Origin of the sequence: Glaciecola nitratireducens FR1064, from assembly GCF_000226565.1 — a bacterium.
Lineage (GTDB): Bacteria > Pseudomonadota > Gammaproteobacteria > Enterobacterales > Alteromonadaceae > Glaciecola > Glaciecola nitratireducens.
In genome coordinates, this window is the sequence record NC_016041.1 from 1,994,570 (window position 1) to 2,016,507 (window position 21,938).

The window sequence follows — 21,938 nt, forward strand, 5'->3', positions numbered from 1 at the left end:
TTTAACATGATTAACAAAATAGGTGAGAGACAGAATTTAATAACCAAATTCAGGATGGCGTTCATCAAATTCTTCTCTTGTTAATTTGAGTGGTTCACTAATTCCACGATGAATAATTTCACCAGAACTTAAGACTGAGTTTCCATTTCTGATTTTAAAACGCCAACCTCCGTTGATGACCGAATATTCTTCTCCATATTTATCACAGAGTATGTTTTCTTCTTCAAACCAATAAAGCATGTTTAGACCTCAAAAGTGTATAGGGTAGTAAGCTTCGGTTTTATGATCCGACCGATGCTATCGTTTGTTAGATAGAGGTTACTTGAGTTCTTAAAAAACCAAAGCGAACAATCTAATCGGTAAAGTCCATTTGTCCATTCATACATGCTCATAGAGGTAGCAACTAATTCTGCAACCTGTGGGCTTCCGCATAGATCGCCAAATGAGTACTCCAGTATCGTTGTGCCGCCATAATCACCATGAGCTAACACAATGTAGCCCTCATGCTTAGAACCTGGCTCTGGATACATGTGGCCCCATGTGTCTTGCATTACATTATGTTTCTTCGTGTTAACGAATACATCTACCATGCTGCCCATAATTTACTCACTTAGTTTAATTGTTTAAATTTATTGTTGCACAGTACATTTCTGTATGTATAATGCTCCTCGTTCCGCAGACGTTCACCTACGTTCTGTTGGTACTTTAGTTGGTACAGGGTATTTAGTAAACACAAATACCTATTAATTATCAGCTAGTTAACTACGCTATATGTGGACGGGTTCCGCCTCCACTTAATGCTAGTTAATTAAGTCGCAGCATCAGTGCCCGGGTGGTGAAATTGGTAGACACAAGGGATTTAAAATCCCTCGCTCGTAAGAGTGTGCCGGTTCAAGTCCGGCCCCGGGCACCACTTCCAAAGATAGTTGTTACTATGATAATAAGATACGCGTCAAACATGTATCAATAGAAAATCTCATGATGACACATTCAATGTTTTTTGTATCAACGCCATACTTCCCTAATTAATTAAATCTAACGTTCAAAACGAATTTTGGCGCTTTAGGCCATCCCAACGATCAGGTTCTGCGAGCCAATTTAGCGCAAGCGTTGGCATTATCCGAATTATTGCTATTTAACCGGAGGGGGCGACAATGAGCGATTCTCGGCTTGGGGCGACGAAATAGGACAAATGGACGGTTTTAAATGATACGGTTGTTCGGCATTCGGTTTTGTATTGTTCCATAATTGGATAAAATTCAAACACTTCTGTGTCAGCTTTTTTTACATAGGCTAAATAAAACAAACAAGTATTAGCTTTAAAGTATTGATAAATATTGGTTTTAATTTTTGGCGTAAAACTTGCTTAACAAGGCTATTACAACTCCATAAGTTTACAGAAATGAAAATTACAAAAACACTATTCGGTTTCTTAGTTCTATCAATCGGGCTAACAGTTCCCGCTCACGCTGTTCCAATCTTTTTACAAACTTCTATAACGGGCGAAATTAGCGTTTTAAATGATGGTTCATTAATCGAAGCTAATAATCTAGGGGCTCGCAATAACCCTGTAACAATAAACGGTGTCTTGTTCGGCTCAGACGAATCTGCATTGAGCGCAGGTTGGACAGATGGTTCTGGAAATTTTTCTAATGATAATTTCAATACTGATCTAGAAGCACTTTTAGATGAATTGGTTTACGCATCTGGTTTCGGGAGTCTTGGGTTCACGTTAGACGGTCTAACGATCGGTAACAGCTATAGATTACAATTACTGTTCTCAAATGACAAAAACTCTACTGGTAACGACATTTTTGTTTCGCTGTTAGGGTCTGACTTCTCGTTAAAAAATTGGCAGCCAAATGCTGTAAACTTAATTGTAAGGTTTACTGCCGAAGCAGAGACTTTATTTGTCGGATTCGACGGTCCTAATAATCAACCAGGAAGAGCTGTTCTAAATGGTTATGCTCTACATGAGGTCCCAGAACCATCAACATTAGCCATCCTAGCATTAGGTTTAATTGGTTTAGGCGCGCGTCGCTTCAAAAAATAAATTTATTAATTTTTCTGAAAGCACCTGCCATTCGGTAGGTGCTTTTTTTATTTCTGTCATCTGCTAAAAGTAACTATCCTCAGGACTGCTATTGCGCGCAATCAAATCAGTGATAATGCATCGCTTTCAATACCCTAAAGATAGTGATGTTCAGGCCCCGGCACTTATAATTTTTTAGCAACCTGTTATGTATAACAAATTAATGTTTTAATTATCCCATGTTTTTTCGAATAACATTATTGGTTTTCTTACATCATGATATCCACCATTATTTCGTGTCATGACTTATTTAAAAAAATTGAGTCTAAAAACACGTCTAGTATAAAAATACTGTTCACAACCATGGCAAACGCACCTACGTCAAAGCCTGATTTGAAGCGAGAAGATGTTTCGTTGTATATACCAAAATCTTTGTTGTTCGATTTCGAAAATGACTTTGTGAATAAACAAAATTCGTTTAGCAATATGATGCCATCTCTTAGTGCCTTTCAAGTTTCGGCTCAAAAGCTCGGACTGAACGTAGACGACGAGATTGTGGTTTATGACGACTTTGGTAATTTTTGTGCGTCAAGGGCTTGGTTTATGCTCTTATCTATGGGCTTTACGAATGTTAAAACGTTGGACGGCGGGTTACCCCAATGGATTAAGTGTGGTTATAAAACGGAAAGCTCTCTAATAAGTCCCAACATTGAGTCCAACGTTCAGTTGAAAGCATCGCTTAATTATTCCTTTGTCGATGCAGACTATATTTGTACTGCATTGTCCGCATGTTTATTAGTACCCGCATCTAAAGCTTCAACTACGATTACCCTGCAGACAGGCAAAACAAATAGGTCTCAACTGATTGACGCAAGAAGTTTTGGACGTTATGCAGGCATTGAGTCCGAACCAAGGGCTAGTATGAGGTCGGGACATATACCTACTTCTGTGAATATACACTATGCAAGTTTGCAGCATGCAGGCAAGTTTAAATCCTCTGACGAATTAACAGACATGTTTGAGGACAATAATATTAATCTCAAGAATGAAATGATAATAAGTTGTGGTAGTGGCGTAACAGCCTGCATTGTTGCACAAGCTGCCTATTCTTTAGGAGCGCCTCGCGTTAAAGTCTATGATGCTAGTTGGTCAGAGTGGGGCGCCAGTCAGACATTGCCCATCGAGGTGGGTGTATGACTGAAGTCATAGCATTTAACTGGTTAGAACTCTTCTCAATCGCTGTTATTCACTTTTTTGCTGTAGCAAGTCCTGGGCCCGACTTTGCTGTTGTACTTAAGCAAAGTATGCAGCAGGGAAGAGCGGCTGCAATATCCACCAGTATTGGTATTGGTACTGGCATACTGTTGCATGTTACTTATTCTCTGATTGGAATAGGCTTAATAATTAAGACCACTCCGTGGTTGCTAAATATACTGCTATATCTGGCCGCTGCTTATTTAGCATGGATTGGTATCAGTGCTTTAAAGAGTCAACCGCATGGCCAGGCCAAACTATCGGCTGTGCCTGTCCCACAAAAAAGCTTGATAAAATCATTTATGATAGGTTTCATCACTAACGGTCTAAACCCGAAAGCCACGTTATTCTTTTTGTCTGTTTTCACGGTAGCAATATCATCAGAAACGCTTTTATCACATAAAATTATCTATGGCTTATATATGGCTGTTGCCACTGCCGCATGGTTTATATTTCTATCTGTTGTCATTACGCATCGAAAAGTACGTGCGTTTTATGAGCTAAATGGCTACATCTTTGACCGTATTATGGGAGTTGTTCTCATAATCATGGCTTTATTCCTTGTTGTCACCAGTTGATTAGAGAACCTCTTTACATTTTTTAGTATACTTCGTCACGGCAAATGGTGTGTACTTGTTCTATGGGAACGATGAATAAATCTGTAAAATGACGTAATTCATACGTAAAATATGTGGTGAGTATGTGGTTCTAATTTAAAATTAGTGGCGTTACCTAATTAACGTGGAAAATTAAGTCTCAATGAATAAAGTACCAAAACAAAATTATACTTTAGATATTAAAAGCCTTTTTGAACGAGGGAACATCGCGACCAAGCAAAACTTACCAGTTATGCTTCGCTGCATGTTTATTTTGCTTTTTATCGGGCTTGCTGCATTCGTGGCTTTCTTCAACATCTATGAGATAGAAACAGTGGCTCAACTTGAAGCCATGCAAACTGAAACGTATTTCTTTAATATGTTATTGACAGTTTTATTGTCACCGCTGATGGCCGGGATGGGTATGCTGGCGGTTAAAACTGAACGAAAACAAGCGATTAATGTTATTAGTTTGTTTATGTACGTCCCCTTTATACTCTGGCTAGCCACAGCAGAGTTGATTATATCCTTGCTTACCCAAGTGGGTATGACGCTGTTTATTTTGCCCGCAATTTACATTTTTATTACTACCATCTTTGCGAAACTTTTAATAGCGGATAAACAGCTAAGACCGTTTCTTGCAATAAAAACCTCGATTCAAATGTGTAACCAGTATTTATTGCAACTTACCGTCTTATTCGCTATTTTCTTAGTCTTGTTCGTGATCGGCATGCTAACCTTTGGTTTAGCATTTATTTGGGTGTTGCCTCTTTATTACAACGTTATCGGCATTTTATATAATGACTTGTTTGGAACCAACGTTGAGGCCCCTCAAACACAAGCTGGCAACTCCGAGGAAACGCATTTTGATGCATAAATTGAAAATTATTTCGATTGCCGTCATCGTTCTTGTTTTAGTGCTGTTTGGTGTATATTCATTACAACCAGAGCAATCGGTTATACAAAAAATCCCGCAGAGTGAATCGGCTAAAAAGCCCATCCCAGACTTTAGCCAATATGAAATCACGACGGAAAAAAAGAGAGCATTTTTTAGTTATTTAAAGCCAGCCGTTGAAGCACAAAACAATCATATTTTAGTACAACGAGAATTCATTCATGGCTTGAGGGCAAAATATATATCCGGCGAAATGATAACTGAGAAACAAATGCAAGAGCTCAATTGGCTCGCCGATGAATATCGTGTCGACGTAGACAAAAGCCTAGAGCCCGTATTTGATAAGCTATTAACTAGGGTTGATATTATTCCTGTAGAGTTGGTGTTGGTCCAAACTGCGAATGAATCAGCCTGGGGAACATCACGCTTTGCTCGCAAAGGTTACAATTTCTTTGGTCTTTGGTGTTTTAAAGAAGGCTGTGGTTTTGTGCCCAAACGTCGTAATGATGGTTCGGTACATGAGGTAGCAAAGTTTAATAATCTATCAAGGGCTATGTATACATATATGCGCAATTTGAATAGGCATGACGCTTATCGAGAAATGCGCGCAATTAGAAAACAGTTGCGGAATAAAATGCAGCCGATTTCAGCTGTTGCACTAACTGAAGGGCTAACGAAGTATTCAGAGCGCGGCGACGATTACGTAGTGGAATTAAAACAAATGATTAGAGTTAATAAGGATTTGATGTAATGCAAAAACCTATCTTATTGGTAGTTTTAGCAATGTTACTGACGCAAGTAGCTTATGCTGATGAAGTAGAAGTAAGTTACAAGACATTTTATAGTCACGTTAAAAAGTTAGATAATGAAGACACTCAGGCCCTGCAGTTTGCTTTTGGGTTTAAGCATGTTGGCACCGGTGAGCTATGCACAATAAATAAAGCACGAATAAGCACACAAAAAGTTCAGCTCCCCCTTACGGTTACGGCAGAGAACCGCTTCACTATACAATCTGAAAAAGCCCTTAGTTTGGCGGATGCGTTTGTTGTGATTGATTTTAAAGAGCCTTCAAATCAGTGCGACATTTCCGTTCAACTTGAAACAAAGCCAGAGTTTTTAAAAGCAGAGTATACGTTCGAAGAAATGCAGTTTATTTACGAACAGTACGAAGCATTTTTTAACGAGATGGGCAGCTTTCTATCCTTTATGATGCCAACGGTCAAGGGATTGATGTTTCAATTTAGCGACCAAGACTTACGTGAAGCCACCAAAACAGGCGAGATGGTCAATGCAGGTACACTGATGTTGGATGATGAATGGTTTGAACGTAAAAAGGGGCTGAAACTGCAAACCATACCGTTACGCATAACGGCTATGGCCAGCAAGTAGTCTAGGAATTAAGTTTCTTTCACAATATTTAATTGATACGCAATTTGATGCGCTAGGCGCTCAACGGCTTGATTTCCCTTCTCTGCAACCTCAATTGCGCGATGAAATTCAAGTATCCCGACATCATGCAGTTGAGGTTCAATTAAAATATCGGGCGGCTCACCAGCGAGTCGAGACCGAGTTACTCTAGCTTGCAGTATTTCTAATGAACTACTCATAACACCTACAATCCCCGGAGGCGTTCTTTTATTCGGTTTAGTGTCTGGTGAAAACCATTTCTTTATAAAGCCATCGCTTGCTCTATCTAGCATTTCATCCGTTTTTCTTTGGTTTTCTTCGTGCTCACGTTCACAAGTTTCAATAAGGCGTGGACGGAAGTCTGCGCTCAAATTGACAGCAATAACAAAATCAGCGCCCATATGTCTGCATTGATTCACAGGAACAGGGTTCACGACGGCGCCATCAACTAACCAGCGACCATTATGTTCTACGGGGCTAAATAATGCAGGTATTGCGCACGATGCTTGAATAGAATCACCAACTTCACCTTGATTAAAAACAACCTCTTTACCAGAGTAAAGATCAGTGGCTACACAAGCAAAAGGCAAGTTCATTTCTTCAAAGGTAGAAGCACAAAAATCTTCTCTTAGTTTGTCAAATACCTTTTGTCCGCTAGCAAGTCCACCACGTCGAAAACCGACACCCAGTAGCTTAAACACTTGCCATTCGGTTAATGTATTTGCCCAAGCTTCCAGCTCATCAAGTTTTCCACTTGCAAAAGCAGCGCCTACATATGCTCCAATTGAACAACCCGCGACAATATCTATCTGAACGCCAGCTTTTTGCAAGGCCCTTATGATGCCAATGTGAGCCCAGCCTCTCGCAGCACCAGCACCTAGTGCAAGTCCAATTTTCATATTATTCCTTGTTATATATTTGCAATTTGTATCACAAGTGAATCATCGATATTGGTCGATGAAATTTCTTCACTATTGAATTTATATTCTTTCTTTGGTGCACTGCGGTCTATCGTTAATGTGTCAAAATCGAATAACTGCTTATCTGCCATCTGACTTGGACTGATATTTTGAAAAGATTTAAATAAATTCTCTATTCTGCCCGGCGTTTTTTTGTCCCAATCAGTGAGCATCGCTTTAATATTTTGACGCTGTAAATTTTCTTGAGAACCGCACAGATTGCACGGAATTATGGGGTATTCATTGAGCTCAGCGAATCGAACAATATCTTTTTCTCGGCAGTATGCCATGGGTCTAATGACAATGTTTCGCTTATCGTCAGACAGTAGTTTAGGAGGCATTGATTTTAATTTGGCACCATAAAACATGTTTAAAAAAGTTGTTTCAACCATATCATCCATATGGTGCCCAAGTGCAATTTTAGTTGCGCCTATGCTCTCCGCAAACGAATATAAACTGCCACGACGAAGTCGAGAACACAAACCACAGGTGGTTTTACCTTCGTCAATCTTAGCTTTCACAACTGAATATGTGTCTTTATCGATAATGTAGTAGGGGATATTTTTTGATTCTAGGTAGTTAGGTAAGACATGCTCTGGAAAGCCGGGTTGTTTTTGGTCTAAGTTGACTGCAATAACATCAAAATGAATGGGAGCTGATTTTTTCAGACTGAGCAAAATATCCAACATGGCAAATGAATCCTTCCCACCACTTATGGCGGCCATCACAACATCCCCATCCTCTATCATGTTGTAGTCGTCTATAGCTTTGCCAACGTTTCTACGTATTTTTTTTGCTAATTTATCGTTACTGTATTTTAGCTTTTGGTTAAAGCCTGTTTCTTCACTCATTATGCATTCCGACAACCCATAAGCTGGGTCAATTCATTCAAAATAAAAACGCTGGTCTGTGTATGCTTCCATAGAATACAAAAAAATATGGCGTTTTTCGATGGGTGTCATTTTAATGCTTGTGAGCTTGGTAAGCAATTAACAAAGAGGCGTTAAGTTAAACGCTTTAAGTATTTAGTTGAGAAAGCGAGTAGAGAAAGCTTCTGCCTAGGTCGCAATAGCTTAATTTTCTGGCATAAGCTTGGCTCTTGCTAATATCAACTGAATTTAATTTGTTTTTACAATCAAGGTATCGCAATCAACTGAGTCAATAATAAGCTCCGCTGTATTACCTAGGAGTGCGGCGGTTAATCCTTTTCTTCCAACTGAGCCAATAACTACGAGGTCGGCTTTATATTGCTGGCAAATGGCTGGGATCATATCTTCGGGTAATCCTTCCTGCACATGTATATTAGTATCGTTGACCTTGTATTTCTCAGCCAGTGTATTTAATTGTGTAGTATGTCTTTCTTGCACCGTTTTATTGTAAATTTCGGGAGAAAAACTAGGTACTTCGACCGTTACTTGGACCGGTGCACCAGCATATGAGTTGGCAAAATGAAGATTCGCATCAAGTAGCTGAGATAACTCATATGCTGTTTCAGCCACTTTATCACTCAAGAATACATGTTCATCATCTTTAGCCGAAACACCGATTGCAGTCAGTATAGTTGGTTTTTGTGGCCATTCGTGAGACTTTACTAAGAGTAAGTTAACAGATGAGTTTCGAGCAATGTGCCAATCTGCAGCAGTAAATAAACTAGAAGAGAGTAATCCATGCTTCTTAGTCGCTTTTATAATAAGGTCACAACCATAATCACTGCAGGTATTTATTACCGCTTCATGTAATTTTTTATGCCACACAACAACTATGTCAATCTTAACTTTACCTGTTAGGTTGAGTTGTTTTATTTGAGCCTCTATCTTTAATCTTTCTTGTTCAACCATGGCCTCTTTCATATTGACACGTGCTTCGCTGTTAAGCACTGCGGTCATATCGTAAGATTTATCATAAATACAGGAAAACACGATTATTGTAGCGTCTGTTCTTTGCGCAAATTTCAGCGCACGCAACACCGGAGTTTGTTGTTCGAGGGTGGGGTCGGTAACAGCGAGTATTTTTTTACACGTAAACATGATTTTCTCCAACACTGATATATAAGTTTGTAGTGTGGATGCTTTTTGTTCAATACACCAGTTAAGCTATTGCCGCAGATCAAATAATTGCCGAAAAAAGTTAAAAGTTTAGCTCTATTAAGTTCTGCGCAGAAAGAGCCAAAATAACAGAGCACATGAGATGTTTACTATTTGCACTAACAAACGTTAGTAAAGTTAATTTCCATATCGGGTAAACGCTGCCTAATTCCATCAAAATTAATAATGGATATTAATTTGCCATCAACTTTTATTAATTCTTCTTTTTGAAAGCGGGTTAATAATCTACTGATAGTTTCCACCGTTAAGCCAAGGTAGTTGCCTATTTCATTTCTGGTCATGGATAGGTTGAACTGTTTTGCAGAAAAGCCTCTTTCTTCAAAGCGCTGCGATAAATGGCTCAAGAAGTGCAATAACCGCTCTTCTGCGCTGCGCTTACTGAGCAACATCATTAAATCATGGTCATGTTTAATTTCCGCACTCATGAAGCGCATTATTTGCTGTCTTAACTTTGGAAATTTCACCGACATCTCGTCGAGGGTATCGTAGGGGAGCTCGCATACCATAGCCGTTTCTAGGGCCTGGCTAGAACTGCCGTGCTTATTGTCTTTTAATGCATCAAAGCCAATAATATCGCCAGGGAAATGAAAGCCGATAATTTGTTCAACACCATCTTTATCGCTAACGTATGACTTAAACGAACCAGAGCGTACAGCGTACAAAGAATGGAAATCATCGCCATGGCGAACTAATTTATCATTTTTGTGTAGAGGTTTTTTGCGCTCAATAATGTCGTCTAACGATTCCAATTCATTTTTGTTCAAACTAACCGGCAAACACAAGTGACTAAAGGTACAACTTTGACAGTGAATCGAAAGTTCGGGGGCTTTTGCCATTACTTATTCATCCTTGTTAATTATGCCGTTAAGTTAGCTCATAACTAGGTTTAAGGTCAAGGCCAAAGAACATAGAAGCAACAGCAAAGAGATCGTAATCCTAGTCAATTTATGTTGAAAAATGGGGACTAAAAAGCTTGCTCCTAAACTCGCTGCAAAAAGCGTAGGGAGTGTCCCTACGCCAAAAGAAAACATTACAAGCGCACCTTGCATTGCCGACTCGCTGGCCAGAGACCAAGTCAGCACCGAATAAACCAAACCACAGGGTAACCAGCCCCATATCATGCCATACAGTAGAGTGTACAATGGGTTTTTGAAGGGAATAAGTTTTTTGGATAGAGGGGCTACTTTTCTCCAAAGACTTCCACCTAGTTTTTCTAAGTAAGATAAACCCTTGTACCAATCGCTGATGTAAAGCGCTAATAAAACCAAAAATACAATACTAATAATTTGCAAAAAAGGGAATGCGGATTGAATATTAACGGTTGCAATGCTGCCTATAAAACCAGTAATTGCACCTGCAATCGTGTAACTGACTATACGACCAAGGTTGTATGAAAAAATATAGGGAAGCTGTGATTGCCCTTTAGGAATTGCAAATGAAAATGCACTGGCAATACCACCGCACATACCGATGCAATGAACACCTCCGGCGATGCCAATTAAGAAAGCTCCTATGTAGTTAATGTCGACCATTATTACTTATCGACAGTGCTTGGCTTCGACTCGTTGCTGTCGGAGCCATTACTTTTGTTTAGTGTAACGATACTCTGATCAGCTTCTTTATCCTGGGTATTGATGTCGTCATCAAACAAAATGCTATAGCCTTGGCGATCGAGGTCTTCAAATTGATTCGACCGAACAGCCCAAAAAAATACAACGATCGCGATACCTACAATGATGATAGCAAGGGGTATCAACACATAAATAATACTCATACTTTCAATAGACTCCGTTACCTATAGGGTTTTATCTTAATCTTTAAGCAGCCGCGTAGAGTTAATTACCACAATGATGGAACTAATAGACATGCCAAGAGCAGCCATCCAAGGCGTTAAAAAACCAGCCATTGCTAGTGGTAAAACTAGCACGTTATACCCAATTGCCCACACCATATTCTGTTTTATTTTACGCCGGGTTCTGTCTGCCATAGCCAACACCAAAGAAAGAGAATCCAATCGTGCGTTAAGCAAAATAACGTCGGCTGCGTTTTTCGCTAAGTCTGACGCATTACCTACGGCCAAAGACACATCCGCTGCCGCTAATACAGGAGCGTCATTAATACCATCGCCAAGCATCAATACTTTTTTACCTTGCTGCTGCATGGTCTTTATTGTTGTTAACTTTTGTGACGGGGTACATTGTGCATAGCTATTATTAATGCCTAACTTGTGTGCTACAAAGCTAACATTTTTTTCGCTATCACCACTTAATATACTTGTGTCATAGCGCTTTAATTTCTTCAGTACTGCTGCTACGTCACTCTTTATTTGGTCAACTAACCAGAACGCGGCGACAACAGCGTCATTTTTAGTAAGTATCACTGTGGCATTATCAAGCTCATTAGCTAAAGGTGGGCACCCAGTTAAATTAACAAAGTTAGCTGAACCTAGTTTATAAACATGCCCGTTAAGCTTACCTGCAATGCCATTACCAATGCTTAAGCTAAAATCGTCAATTTGCTCGTCTTTAGTATTTATGTTGAGTTTTGCAAAGGCTTTTGCAATAGGGTGTTCGGATCTTATTTCTAATGCTGTGGCTATTGAGAGCAGTTTATCTCGCTGCTGGTCATCAGCAAACCAAGCTCTTTCGATAGAAAACTCTCCACGGGTTAGCGTACCCGTTTTATCAAACACGATGTCTGTTATTTCAGTAAGTTGCTCGAGTGCATCGGCTCGTTTAAGCAATATGCCGCCTTTGTTTAACTTAGCCATTGCACACGTCAAGGCAGAAGGCGTAGCCAAACCAAGAGCGCAGGGGCACGTAGCAACGAGCACAGAAATAGCGATCCAAAATGCATTTGGACCATCTTGAAAGTACCAAAATGTGTAAGTGATAGCTGTAAATGCCAATACAATCGCACCGAAGTGACGGCTAAGTTTGTCAGCCATCAAGGCAACTTTAGGCTTGTTCGCTAATGCCGTTTCCTGCAGCCGTAAAATTTGATTCACCATCGCATATTTAAGCGATGTAGTGACTCTGATAGTAATAACACCTAGCTGGTTGATTGTTCCGCCATATACCTGTGCGCCCTGCTGTTTTTCGACGGACTCAAACTCACCTGTTAGCATCGATTCATCAATGGTTGCTTGTCCTTCAGTGATTTCCCCATCCACTGGGATGATTTCACCGGCCTTAACAAGTACTAGGTCGTTTACTTGTAACTGCTTAGCTAACACGGACTTCAGTTCGCCATCTACCCACTTAAATGCGGTGACGGGAATATGCTTTAACATATTTGAAGATATTTGATTTGCTTTATGACGCGTTCTTTGTTCCAAGTAGCGACTAATAAGCAAGAAGAAAACGAACATACAAATTGATTCGAAATACACTTCAGCATCAACTTGATTGATTGTGATTATCCCAGCGATATAGGTAGATAATATGGCAATGCTAATTGAAATATCCATATTAATCGTTTTTGCTAATGTGGATTTTAAAGCGCTGAGATAAAAAACACTGCCTGAATACAAAACAACAGGGGTAGTTAAAACAAGACTGACCCAATTGAAATAGCGGGTTGTTTCAGCATCCATATCGCCGAAGAGATCGAAATATTGAGCCATGGCTAACATCATCACCTGCATAGTCATGATACCCGCTAGGCCGAGCTTTTTTAGATAACTTTTCTGTTCATTTTGAAATGACGCTTCATGTTTATCAGCTTGAAAGGGAAGTGATTCATAGCCAATAGTTTTAAGCTTGCCAAGCAGTTGTGAAAGATGAATTTCATCATCATTCCATGTAACCATCGCTCGCCTTGCACCTACGTTAACAGCAACCTGTTTAACGCCACTTACTTTTGCCAGTTGCTTTTCTATAAGCCAACCACAGGCCGCGCACGTTATACCTTCAACAGTTAACTGAATTTGTTTATCTTTACCGCTATCAAAAACAAATTCTTCTTGCAGTTCCGGCTCGTCATAAACCGCAAGTTTACTCATCGTATTGTCAAGCGCAGAATCGCCTTTTGCTGCAGGTTCAGTCCGGAATTCGTAGTAACTCTCTAGCCCGTTATCGACAATTGTGCTCGCCACGGCTTGGCAACCTGGACAGCACATATAATGTTTATTATTGAGAATAGTGACGGGGTATTTGTCACCCTCTAAATTTGGCAGCCCACAATGAAAGCAATCACCTTTTGAAATATTAATAGCCATTGAGTATGGGTACCGCCATTATGGATTAAAACTAGTCGCTTTCGATGTCGGTAAGGTAATGGTTTTTTGAACCTTCCAACTCTCGTCAAGTGGAGTAAGTCGTAACCGCCATTTTCCTTCTACGCTGGTATCGTTTTGAGCTCTGTAAATCCCACTGGCGTCGGCACTTAACAACACAAAAAAATCTCTCTCTTCTAGGGTGACATGAAAAAAATCTAGTTTTAATGCCTCTCTGGTTTGCGGTGCACCTGATAAAAATTCAACGGAGATGACATCGTCCGTTATGTTTAATCTAGTGCTGATACCGAGTGATTTTGCTTTCTCAATTTTATCTAATCTAGCATTAATTGATTTGCCTTCTTTGTAGTAGTCATCAACTACAAGACTGTTGGTACCATCCGTTGCGAAATTGACTACAATGCCGCCAACGATAAATGATGAAACGGGGATACAGATTAGAAACCAAGGCCAAAACTGTTTATACCAAGGCTTAACGTCTAGTTCTTCCATAATGCTTTAACTCTTTTTTTACTTGCGTGAATTAACTATGCTGTCGGTGGGAGAGTATACGGAATTGGGTAAAAAAAAGCCTCGTCATTACGAGGCTTTTTGAGTCGTATTTTTACTTTATTTGAGACAGGCTATAAACATAAGCTGCAACGACATGCACCTTGTCTTCACCAAGCGTCTCTTTAAACGCCGGCATAACACCGTTGCGCCCATAATAGAGAGTTTCAGTCACAGTCTTCTGATTGCCGCCATATAACCAGATATTGTCTGTCAGGTTAGGAGCACCGATCATTTGATTGCCTTTACCATCCATTCCGTGACAGGCTGCGCAAACCACGAATCTGGCTTTGCCGGCTTCTTTTAAGCCTTGATCAACGTCACGACCACTTAGGCTCAAGGTATATGCTACAACCTCGGCTACGCCGTCTTCACCCATGCTGTTGAGCCAACCAGGCATTGCGCCGCGACGACCTAAGATTAATGTTTCTTTGATCTTGTCACCAGAACCGCCATATATCCAATCGTTGTCCGTAAGGTTAGGGAAACCTGATGCTGCACCTTTTGCATTCGATCCATGACACTGCGCGCAGTTCTGCAAGAACAAGCGTTGGCCAACTTGCACAGCTTCTTCATTCTTTGCTAGTTGCTCGACCGGTGTTTTTGCATACTCAGCAAAAATGGGATCGAATTTCTCATTTGCATATTTGATCTGCAGGGCATACTCGTTCCAATTACCGTCTTCAATGTCTTTTTGCAATGCAAGCTTCGACTCTTCAAGTGAAAGCACACCTTGGTTAGAACTTTCCCAACCAAGAAGCCCTTTATACCCGCCTAAACCAGGGTACAAGAGTAAGTAAGCAACACCCCAAACAATACAAATGTAGAATAATATTGTCCACCAACGAGGCAATTGGTTGTTCATCTCTTCTATGCCATCGAAAACGTGTCCCATCGACTCGCCTTCCTTGACCCCAGTGCTATTTGATAAACACCAACGTAAAAGAACGTAACAGCCTAATATTGAACCTAATGTTATTACTGATATCCAAATTGTCCAAAACATACTCATAAGTTCAAGACTCCTGATCTTTTTTATTTAAGTTTTTCTTTTCTTCGTCATCGAAAACTAAGTTTGCTGCCTCATCAAAGCCTTTTTTATTGCGGCTGCTGAATGCCCAATAACAAACGCCAACGAAAGAGACGAAAACGATAACCGTAAATATGCTGCCTATAGTTCCCTGGTCCATTATTTTAAATGAGTCCCAAGTTGCTGTAGGTAGGCAATCAAAGCTTCCATTTCCTTTTTGCCTTTTACTGCAGCTTCAGCACCTGCAATATCTTCATCTGTGTAAGGCATACCTAGCATACGGTTAACTTCCATTTTTTTGACGATATCTTTACCATCAAGTGTGTTCTCAGCTAGCCATGGATAACCCGGCATATTTGATTCAGGTACTACGTTTCTTGGATTCATCAAGTGAACGCGATGCCATTCATCACTATAGCGTTCGCCAACTCGCGCTAAATCAGGACCTGTTCTTTTTGAACCCCATAAGAAGGGTCGTTCCCAAACAGATTCACCGGCTACTGAGTAATGCCCATAGCGTTCTGTTTCTGAGCGGAAAGGGCGGATCATTTGGCTGTGACAGCCAACACAACCTTCACGGATGTAAATGTCACGACCTTCCAACTCTAAGGCGGTATATGGACGCAAGCCCTTAACTGGCTCTAATGCTTGTTGGTCAAACATTAATGGTAAGATCTGCGCCATAGCACCAAAGCTAATTGCGACTAGAATAAGAACAGTTAATAAACCAACGTTTTTTTCTAACAACTCATGTGGATTTTTCATTATCGTTCTCCTTATGCCGCAGCGGTTGCAGTATTTTCTACAATGCTTTCTTTAGGTGCACGGATTGTGCGATAGCAGTTGTAAGCCATTATTAACATGCCGGCTACAACGAACAAGCCACCAATGAAGCGAACGATGTAGAATGGCTTAGAGGCTTCTAATGACTCCACAAAAGAGTAGGTTAGAGTGCCGTCAGCATTTACTGCTCTCCACATCAATCCTTGCAGAACGCCTGACATCCACATTGCAACGATGTACAGAACCACACCGATTGTAGCTAGCCAGAAGTGAACATTGATAAGCTTGGTGCTATACATTTTTGGTTGCCCGAACAAAATTGGGACCAAGTGATATACAGAGCCGATCGTGACCATGGCTACCCAACCTAACGCACCTGAGTGAACGTGACCAACTGTCCAGTCAGTATAATGGGATAGAGCGTTTACCGTTTTGATAGCCATCATCGGACCTTCAAAGGTAGACATACCATAGAAAGACAGTGAAACAATAAGGAAACGTAATATTGGGTCGGTTCTCAACTTATGCCAAGCACCTGAGAGCGTCATGATGCCGTTAATCATTCCGCCCCAAGAGGGTACGAATAGAATGATAGACATAGCCATACCCAAAGATTGTGTCCAATCAGGAAGCGCAGTGTAATGCAAATGGTGAGGTCCAGCCCAGATGTATAGAGATATAAGCGCCCAGAAGTGAACAATTGATAGACGATATGAGTAAACAGGGCGGCCAGCTTGTTTAGGCACGAAGTAATACATCATTCCTAAGAAACCCGCTGTTAGGAAGAAACCTACTGCATTGTGTCCGTACCACCACTGCATCATCGCATCAACAGCGCCTGCATAGATTGGATATGATTTACCGAAAGTGACGGGTATGACCATGCTGTTGCCGATGTGCAATACAGCGACCGTCAACATAAAGGCGCCTAAAAACCAGTTCGCAACGTAAATGTGGGATGTTTTTCGTATAACCAATGTACCGAAAAAGTTAATTATGTAAGCAACCCAAACCAATGTAATTAAGATATCAATTGGCCATTCTAGTTCAGCATACTCTTTGCTAGACGTATAACCGAGAGGCAAAGTCACTACAGCCGCTACAATAACCGCTTGCCAGCCCCAAAAAGTGAAGGCTGCCAGCTTGTCACTAAAGAGTCGCACCTGCGATGTTCTCTGCACAATATAGTACGAAGTGGCGAACAGTGCACTGCCACCAAATGCAAAAATAACCGCATTGGTGTGTAGAGGGCGCAGACGAGAATAAGTTAACCATGGAATATCAAAATTTAGCGCAGGAGCAAATAATTGCGCAGCAATTAATACCCCCAATGACATCCCAATAATGCCCCAAACTACCGTCATTATCGTGAATTGTCTGACTACCTTATAATTGTAATCAGGATGTACTTGGCTTGTTTCACTCATATCAATAAATCTTCCGCGTAGAGAAAAAATAACTAAATCGCAATATTGCCAACCCACTGTCTCTCACTAGTTGAGTAAGGGAAACAAGTTAAGTAAGCTATTGAGGTATTACATACGGATCATAATGTTTTTAAGTACAAAAAGATATAATACTTACGGTTGTCTTGATCTTCATCAATAAACCTAATTTAATCGTTAATAAAAAGTAAATAAAGTAGATAAAATGTATTCAAAACAGGCACTAATACTCTTCGTAGCTCTTTTAGCTATAAGCCTTGCAGGAGTATATTATAAAAATGTTAACAGCTCGGGTGCCTCGCAAGATAAGTGTGATTTAAACCTTGGAAAGTGCACATTTGTATACGGAGATGATGAAATATCTGTAAATTTTTTATCGCCGATCGTCACTGAAGAGGAAGTTTTACTTCGTTTAGAGTTACCGCCAAACGTTAAACTAACCGAAGCTTGGATTGAAGGCCTCAATATGTTCATGGGAAAAACACCTGTCATAGAGGAAGCGGGGCGCTACGTTACGTTTTTAGGAAGTTGCAATCTTGAAACAATGCATTGGCAACTTACTATAAAAGTTATAGACAAAAACGGCCAAGTAAATTCATACTCAGCCGTTTTTTATACTAGCAGCGAATAAACTACATTTGAGATTGTTGATAATTCGCTAGACCGAGCCTTTCTATAAGCCCGAGTTGTTGCTCAAGCCAGTGCGCATGGTCCATCTCAGTATCATCGAGCAGAATCATTAGCATGTCTCGCGTCACAAAATCTTTTTCGCTTTCGCACATTGCAATGACCGTTCTTAACTTATCGGCAACTTCATACTCTACGCGCAAATCACTCTGCAGCATTTCAGCAACCGTATTTCCTACCTTGTAGCCAACGCGAGTTTCCATGTCGGGTTTGCCACCTAAAAATAACATCCGCTCTATCAGTTTAGTCGCGTGACTCTTTTCATCGTCAAACTCGTGATTAATGCGCTCGTATAGCTTATGTAAGCCCCAATCAAGATACATTTGTGAATGCACAAAGTACTGGTCCATTGCCGCTAACTCATAACCAAGTAGGGTATTTAGCCCATCAATTACATTCTTGTTGCCTTGCATATTAATCGTCCTCTACTTGAGATTGGAGGTAATTTTGAATTCCCAATTGTTCAATTTGATAAGCTTGTGTATCTAACCAGTCGTAATGATCTTCTTCATATTCAAGAATGTTAGATAATAGGTCTCGAGATACAAAATCTAAATGTAATTCGCAAAGCGCGATCGCATCTTTCATCTGAGGAATTTGTTTAGTTTGAAAGCCTGCGTCACACTTCAGCATTTCGACGGGTTCTTCACCTATATTTATTTTTCCAAGCATTTGTAAATTAGGCAGACCCTCTAGAAATAGTATACGAGCGATCAATTCATCTGCTTGTATCATATCCTTGATCGATTTTTTGTAGCATTTTTGATTAAGCGCTTCAAAACCCCAATTTTTATACATACGAGCATGCAAAAAATATTGGTTTATTGAAGTGAGTTCAGTGGTAAGCACTTCATTCAGTACTTTGATAACTTCGGGTTTACCTTTCATCTGACTGCCTCTTTACCTGACTATAGTGAACAGGTTGTTTTCTTTTCAAATCTATTATAGCTAGGTTTTGAGTAATATCAATCTGGATGGTAAATAATCCTTAAATTTCAACATGATAGTAAAGAGAATGATTTGCATTAAGTAACAACGTTTGGCAATTGAAATCACTCAATCCTTTGCATGCTTCAGCATCTCGAAGCTTTCTTCAGCAAAGCCTAAGCCAGCTTCGGTAAAAAAGTTAAATACTTTGTCCACGCCTACGTCTAACAGTGGTTGAACTTCATCTTCATATCTGGCTATAGCCGCAATTTTTCCTGCATAAGATGCTGTTCTCAGCTGATTGGTGATATTTGATGAATCTTGAATAGACGGAAGGGCTAGTAGAATTAATTCAATTTTACTGATATCTACATTTTCCCAAAGATCTATATTTTCACCATCTCCGAGAATCGCTCTGAAATTTTGTTCTCGTAATGAACTCACTTTATCCAAATCTGCGTCCATACCAGTAACACCTTTTTCCATTAATTTCGCTAAGGTTTCAAAAGCACCTCTGCCAACCCGTCCCATTCCAATAACTAGCACTTTGGTGTCTAGTAGCTCCGGGTAAACGTCTTCCTTCAAGGGAATGCGTGATTGAAACTTTTTCAATTGGTCTTTATGCTTGTTATATCTGCTGTGTGAACTTTTGTAAATTGCACTTGTAAAAACAAAAGAAAATGAAACGCTAAGCGCCATAATAACCAACCAAACGCTGTCTAAGAACCCTACACTAACTGCAACGGCTGCTACAATAAGCCCGAACTCACTGTAGTTAGACATGACTAAACTGGACAAAAAAGACGTTCTTGCTCTTAGTCGAAATTTGGTCAGTAATGTAAAGAACAGGTAGAATTTAATTGGGAGCAATAGGGTTATAAGCAGAGCAATAACGGTAATCTCTAGGGTTGGGAGCGCTGTTAAACCGATGGTCAGGAAAAAGCCGATCAAAAATAAGTCTTTAAAACTCAGTAGTGCCTTTGACAACTCGTTTGCTTTTGAGTGACCTGCAATCAATACGCCGAATATAAGGGCTCCCAAATCACCTTTAATGCCAACAAGTTCGAATAACTGATAACCACCCAATGCTAAAATAAAACCCGACAATGGAAGTAATTCACCATGTCCCGACTTGTTTAATAACTTGTGTAAAAGGGGGACGACAGGTATGAGTAAAAAGAGTAACAAAGCCCAAGGTGAGGGTATCTTGCCTGTTGCCACAACCATAAATAGAACGGCGAATATATCTTGCATTACTAAAATACCAATAGCAACTTTACCGTGACGAGTTCGGCTTTCACCACTTTCCTCTAATATTTTTACCACACAAACGGTTGAGCTAAAGCTAAATGCAAAGCCAATTAAAGCAGCTGTCGCGAGTGACATATCGGTAAAGTAGGGCAGTCCAATTAAGCTTAATAACAAAAATATAGAGCTAATAAATACGATCCATGCAGTCGTATGTAAAATGCTGCTCAACCATATTTCGCGTTTCAATAAATCTTGAATGTTAAGCTTAAGGCCGATCGTAAACAGCATGATTGTTATACCAAGGTCTGCTATTTCTTGCAGGCTGCTGTTATTTTCTATTCCCCAAGCGTTTAACGCAAAGCCAGCGATGAGATACCCAATCAGCGGTGGTAAGCTCAATAATTTAAAGGCAAATCCGAAAGTAAAGGCAAGTAATAAGTAGATATATTCCATTGGCGTTTTATGTTCTCAAGTAATCAATAAGGGGCCGAAAAAATACAGCCAAAGTGCACCAAAAATAGGGGCTTAGGTGCTTTGCTCTAAAAACGACATGATATCCTTGGATACTTTGCGGACATCTTCAACCATCGGCATATGCCCTAAGTCCTCGTATATGTACGTAGTAGAATCTAACATGTTCTGCCAAATCATATAATCAGCTACAGGCATGAGTTTATCATTTACTCCCCAAATCAACATCACGTTAGAGGCCTCAATTTCATGCGTTATGTCAAAAAAATCGTCAGGATTGAAGAAATCTCGAAACATATGTACATATTGTTCTCGTTTACCGATGTATCTATTTGCAATGGCACGCAAAATAAATTTCGGCAAGTAAGGTGGTTTGGTCATCACCAGGTCGTAGAAATAGAAAAAGTCTTTTTCGTTATAGTGATTAAAAGGATTTTGATTGGTTTTAGCCATTTCTAATGAAAAATCAGAACGTATACCTGCAGGGTCAATTAAAACTGATTTGCGTATACGCTCGGGGCAGCGCTCTAGCATTTTTGCTGCCATAAGTCCGCCCATACTATTGCCAATGATATGAAACTTTTGAATTTTAAGTTGATCAATCATATCAATCAAATATCGCACTTGTTCAGGCACCGAATAGTTGTCACTTGGACGATATATAACGTCTCCATGTCCTAGTAAGTCTGGACAAAATAATTGATATTTTTTCGTTAGCTTTTTACAAATTCGATTCCAAATATACTTATCTGCACTGAATCCATGAAGTAAAACAATAATCGGTTTATCGTTATCAAATTTTTCTACATTGCTTAAATAATGTGTTTGTAGATTAAAGGTTTCACTCCAAGTTGAATAATGCTTTAGATTGGCAATTTTAGCTTCAAGCTTATTTGCTGAATTGTATATGCCATTGGCAAGCAAGAACGTAGTGTCATATTTGAGAATTAATAACCACATGATAGCAAGACTGATAAGAACGAAAAAAATGATTGAAAATGCCATAGTTCACATGTGCCAAAAATTGAATTATTCGCTAAGTATCTAACGATTTTTATAATTAATCGAGTTTGAGCCATTATTTTATCGGCAAATTACTGATTCAATTAATATTAACGATATTTACAACATTGTGTAAAGGGACATCTTTGCATTTACGGCACTAGCTTTGCCAATTTCTGCGTTTAGTTGGTCTACTAGTTGCTTTCACAATTTATACCTAGTTTAGATTGATAAACGACGCGCACGGCCATGATGCGTGTGATTAAGCACTTAAGGAAGTTGCAAACAGAATTCGGGAATTAGTTAGG

At 39.9% G+C, this 21,938-nt stretch carries 25 protein-coding genes and 1 tRNA gene; 8 read left to right on the plus strand and 18 right to left on the minus strand.

What is annotated here, in order from left to right:
* Nucleotides 1-36: 36 nt before the first annotated feature.
* Together GNIT_RS08635 and GNIT_RS08640 are read right to left on the minus strand one after the other, a co-directional pair.
* Entirely contained in the window at nt 37-240 is a 204-nt protein-coding gene (locus tag GNIT_RS08635; protein WP_014108799.1) for a hypothetical protein, read from the minus strand.
* A 2-nt stretch (nt 241-242) separates the two neighbouring features.
* A complete protein-coding gene (locus tag GNIT_RS08640; protein WP_014108800.1) occupies nt 243-599 on the minus strand; it encodes a hypothetical protein in 357 nt (118 codons plus the stop codon).
* Nucleotides 600-826: 227 nt separating this feature from the next.
* Here GNIT_RS08640 and GNIT_RS08645 point away from each other — a divergent pair.
* The 7 genes from GNIT_RS08645 (at nt 827) to GNIT_RS08675 (ending at nt 6,166) form a co-directional block, all read left to right on the plus strand.
* Nucleotides 827-913, plus strand: a tRNA-Leu gene (locus tag GNIT_RS08645).
* A 489-nt stretch (nt 914-1,402) separates the two neighbouring features.
* Complete coding sequence (locus tag GNIT_RS18385) at nt 1,403-2,053, plus strand: PEP-CTERM sorting domain-containing protein (protein WP_014108801.1); 651 nt, start codon at nt 1,403-1,405, stop codon at nt 2,051-2,053.
* Nucleotides 2,054-2,308: 255 nt separating this feature from the next.
* Entirely contained in the window at nt 2,309-3,229 is a 921-nt protein-coding gene (locus GNIT_RS08655; RefSeq protein ID WP_014108802.1) for a sulfurtransferase, read from the plus strand.
* Nucleotides 3,226-3,864: a LysE family translocator gene (locus GNIT_RS08660; protein ID WP_014108803.1), complete on the plus strand. Its 639-nt coding sequence runs from the start codon at nt 3,226-3,228 to the stop codon at nt 3,862-3,864. The genes GNIT_RS08655 and GNIT_RS08660 overlap by 4 nt, the downstream gene beginning before the upstream one ends.
* Nucleotides 3,865-4,045: 181 nt before the next feature.
* Nucleotides 4,046-4,759 (plus strand): DUF975 family protein, encoded by a 714-nt coding sequence (locus GNIT_RS08665; protein WP_014108804.1) that lies wholly within the window; start codon nt 4,046-4,048, stop codon nt 4,757-4,759.
* Nucleotides 4,752-5,528 (plus strand): glucosaminidase domain-containing protein, encoded by a 777-nt coding sequence (locus GNIT_RS08670; RefSeq protein WP_014108805.1) that lies wholly within the window; start codon nt 4,752-4,754, stop codon nt 5,526-5,528. The genes GNIT_RS08665 and GNIT_RS08670 overlap by 8 nt, the downstream gene beginning before the upstream one ends.
* Nucleotides 5,528-6,166, plus strand: a complete 639-nt coding sequence (locus GNIT_RS08675) for a DUF2987 domain-containing protein (RefSeq protein ID WP_014108806.1) — start codon at nt 5,528-5,530, stop codon at nt 6,164-6,166. Before GNIT_RS08670 ends, GNIT_RS08675 begins: the two co-directional genes overlap by 1 nt.
* 8 nt (nt 6,167-6,174) lie before the next feature.
* Here GNIT_RS08675 and rssA read toward each other — a convergent pair whose 3' ends face one another.
* The 12 genes from rssA to ccoN form a co-directional block, all read right to left on the minus strand.
* On the minus strand, nt 6,175-7,083 hold the full coding sequence (rssA, locus tag GNIT_RS08680) for a patatin-like phospholipase RssA (RefSeq protein WP_014108807.1): 909 nt from the start codon (nt 7,081-7,083) through the stop codon (nt 6,175-6,177).
* Nucleotides 7,084-7,094: 11 nt separating this feature from the next.
* Complete coding sequence (gene ttcA, locus GNIT_RS08685; protein ID WP_014108808.1) at nt 7,095-7,994, minus strand: tRNA 2-thiocytidine(32) synthetase TtcA; 900 nt, start codon at nt 7,992-7,994, stop codon at nt 7,095-7,097.
* 267 nt (nt 7,995-8,261) lie between these two features.
* Nucleotides 8,262-9,170: a universal stress protein UspE gene (gene uspE / locus GNIT_RS08690; protein WP_014108809.1), complete on the minus strand. Its 909-nt coding sequence runs from the start codon at nt 9,168-9,170 to the stop codon at nt 8,262-8,264.
* Nucleotides 9,171-9,346: 176 nt separating this feature from the next.
* Complete coding sequence (gene fnr, locus GNIT_RS08695) at nt 9,347-10,084, minus strand: fumarate/nitrate reduction transcriptional regulator Fnr (RefSeq protein ID WP_014108810.1); 738 nt, start codon at nt 10,082-10,084, stop codon at nt 9,347-9,349.
* A gap of 33 nt (nt 10,085-10,117) precedes the next feature.
* A complete protein-coding gene (locus GNIT_RS08700) occupies nt 10,118-10,780 on the minus strand; it encodes a sulfite exporter TauE/SafE family protein (protein ID WP_014108811.1) in 663 nt (220 codons plus the stop codon).
* A 2-nt stretch (nt 10,781-10,782) separates the two neighbouring features.
* Nucleotides 10,783-11,022: a cbb3-type cytochrome oxidase assembly protein CcoS gene (ccoS, locus tag GNIT_RS08705; RefSeq protein WP_014108812.1), complete on the minus strand. Its 240-nt coding sequence runs from the start codon at nt 11,020-11,022 to the stop codon at nt 10,783-10,785.
* Nucleotides 11,023-11,058: 36 nt separating this feature from the next.
* Nucleotides 11,059-13,467: a heavy metal translocating P-type ATPase gene (locus GNIT_RS08710; RefSeq protein WP_014108813.1), complete on the minus strand. Its 2,409-nt coding sequence runs from the start codon at nt 13,465-13,467 to the stop codon at nt 11,059-11,061.
* 18 nt (nt 13,468-13,485) lie between these two features.
* The gene (locus GNIT_RS08715) at nt 13,486-13,977 is read right to left on the minus strand and encodes a FixH family protein (RefSeq protein WP_014108814.1); all 492 of its coding nucleotides are present in this window, start codon (nt 13,975-13,977) and stop codon (nt 13,486-13,488) included.
* A gap of 112 nt (nt 13,978-14,089) precedes the next feature.
* The gene (gene ccoP, locus GNIT_RS08720) at nt 14,090-15,046 is read right to left on the minus strand and encodes a cytochrome-c oxidase, cbb3-type subunit III (RefSeq protein ID WP_014108815.1); all 957 of its coding nucleotides are present in this window, start codon (nt 15,044-15,046) and stop codon (nt 14,090-14,092) included.
* Between the two features lie 4 nt (nt 15,047-15,050).
* Nucleotides 15,051-15,224 carry a cbb3-type cytochrome oxidase subunit 3 gene (locus GNIT_RS08725; RefSeq protein ID WP_014108816.1) on the minus strand — a complete coding sequence of 58 codons (174 nt, stop codon included), beginning with the start codon at nt 15,222-15,224 and terminating at the stop codon, nt 15,051-15,053.
* Nucleotides 15,224-15,829 carry a cytochrome-c oxidase, cbb3-type subunit II gene (ccoO, locus tag GNIT_RS08730; protein WP_014108817.1) on the minus strand — a complete coding sequence of 202 codons (606 nt, stop codon included), beginning with the start codon at nt 15,827-15,829 and terminating at the stop codon, nt 15,224-15,226. The genes GNIT_RS08725 and ccoO overlap by 1 nt, the downstream gene beginning before the upstream one ends.
* Nucleotides 15,830-15,840: 11 nt before the next feature.
* On the minus strand, nt 15,841-17,274 hold the full coding sequence (gene ccoN / locus GNIT_RS08735; RefSeq protein WP_014108818.1) for a cytochrome-c oxidase, cbb3-type subunit I: 1,434 nt from the start codon (nt 17,272-17,274) through the stop codon (nt 15,841-15,843).
* Nucleotides 17,275-17,497: 223 nt separating this feature from the next.
* Here ccoN and GNIT_RS08740 point away from each other — a divergent pair, with 223 nt between their 5' ends.
* Nucleotides 17,498-17,923, plus strand: coding sequence for a hypothetical protein (locus tag GNIT_RS08740; RefSeq protein ID WP_014108819.1), 426 nt, complete (start codon nt 17,498-17,500; stop codon nt 17,921-17,923).
* Nucleotide 17,924: 1 nt separating this feature from the next.
* Here the strand turns inward: GNIT_RS08740 and bfr (GNIT_RS08745) are convergent, their stop codons facing one another.
* The 4 genes from bfr (GNIT_RS08745) to GNIT_RS08760 form a co-directional block, all read right to left on the minus strand.
* Nucleotides 17,925-18,392: a bacterioferritin gene (gene bfr / locus GNIT_RS08745; RefSeq protein WP_014108820.1), complete on the minus strand. Its 468-nt coding sequence runs from the start codon at nt 18,390-18,392 to the stop codon at nt 17,925-17,927.
* 1 nt (nt 18,393) lies between these two features.
* Nucleotides 18,394-18,867, minus strand: coding sequence for a bacterioferritin (bfr, locus tag GNIT_RS08750; RefSeq protein WP_014108821.1), 474 nt, complete (start codon nt 18,865-18,867; stop codon nt 18,394-18,396).
* Nucleotides 18,868-19,035: 168 nt separating this feature from the next.
* On the minus strand, nt 19,036-20,610 hold the full coding sequence (locus GNIT_RS08755; RefSeq protein ID WP_014108822.1) for a cation:proton antiporter family protein: 1,575 nt from the start codon (nt 20,608-20,610) through the stop codon (nt 19,036-19,038).
* A gap of 72 nt (nt 20,611-20,682) precedes the next feature.
* Nucleotides 20,683-21,633: an alpha/beta fold hydrolase gene (locus GNIT_RS08760; RefSeq protein ID WP_014108823.1), complete on the minus strand. Its 951-nt coding sequence runs from the start codon at nt 21,631-21,633 to the stop codon at nt 20,683-20,685.
* Between the last annotated feature and the right edge of the window lie 305 nt (nt 21,634-21,938).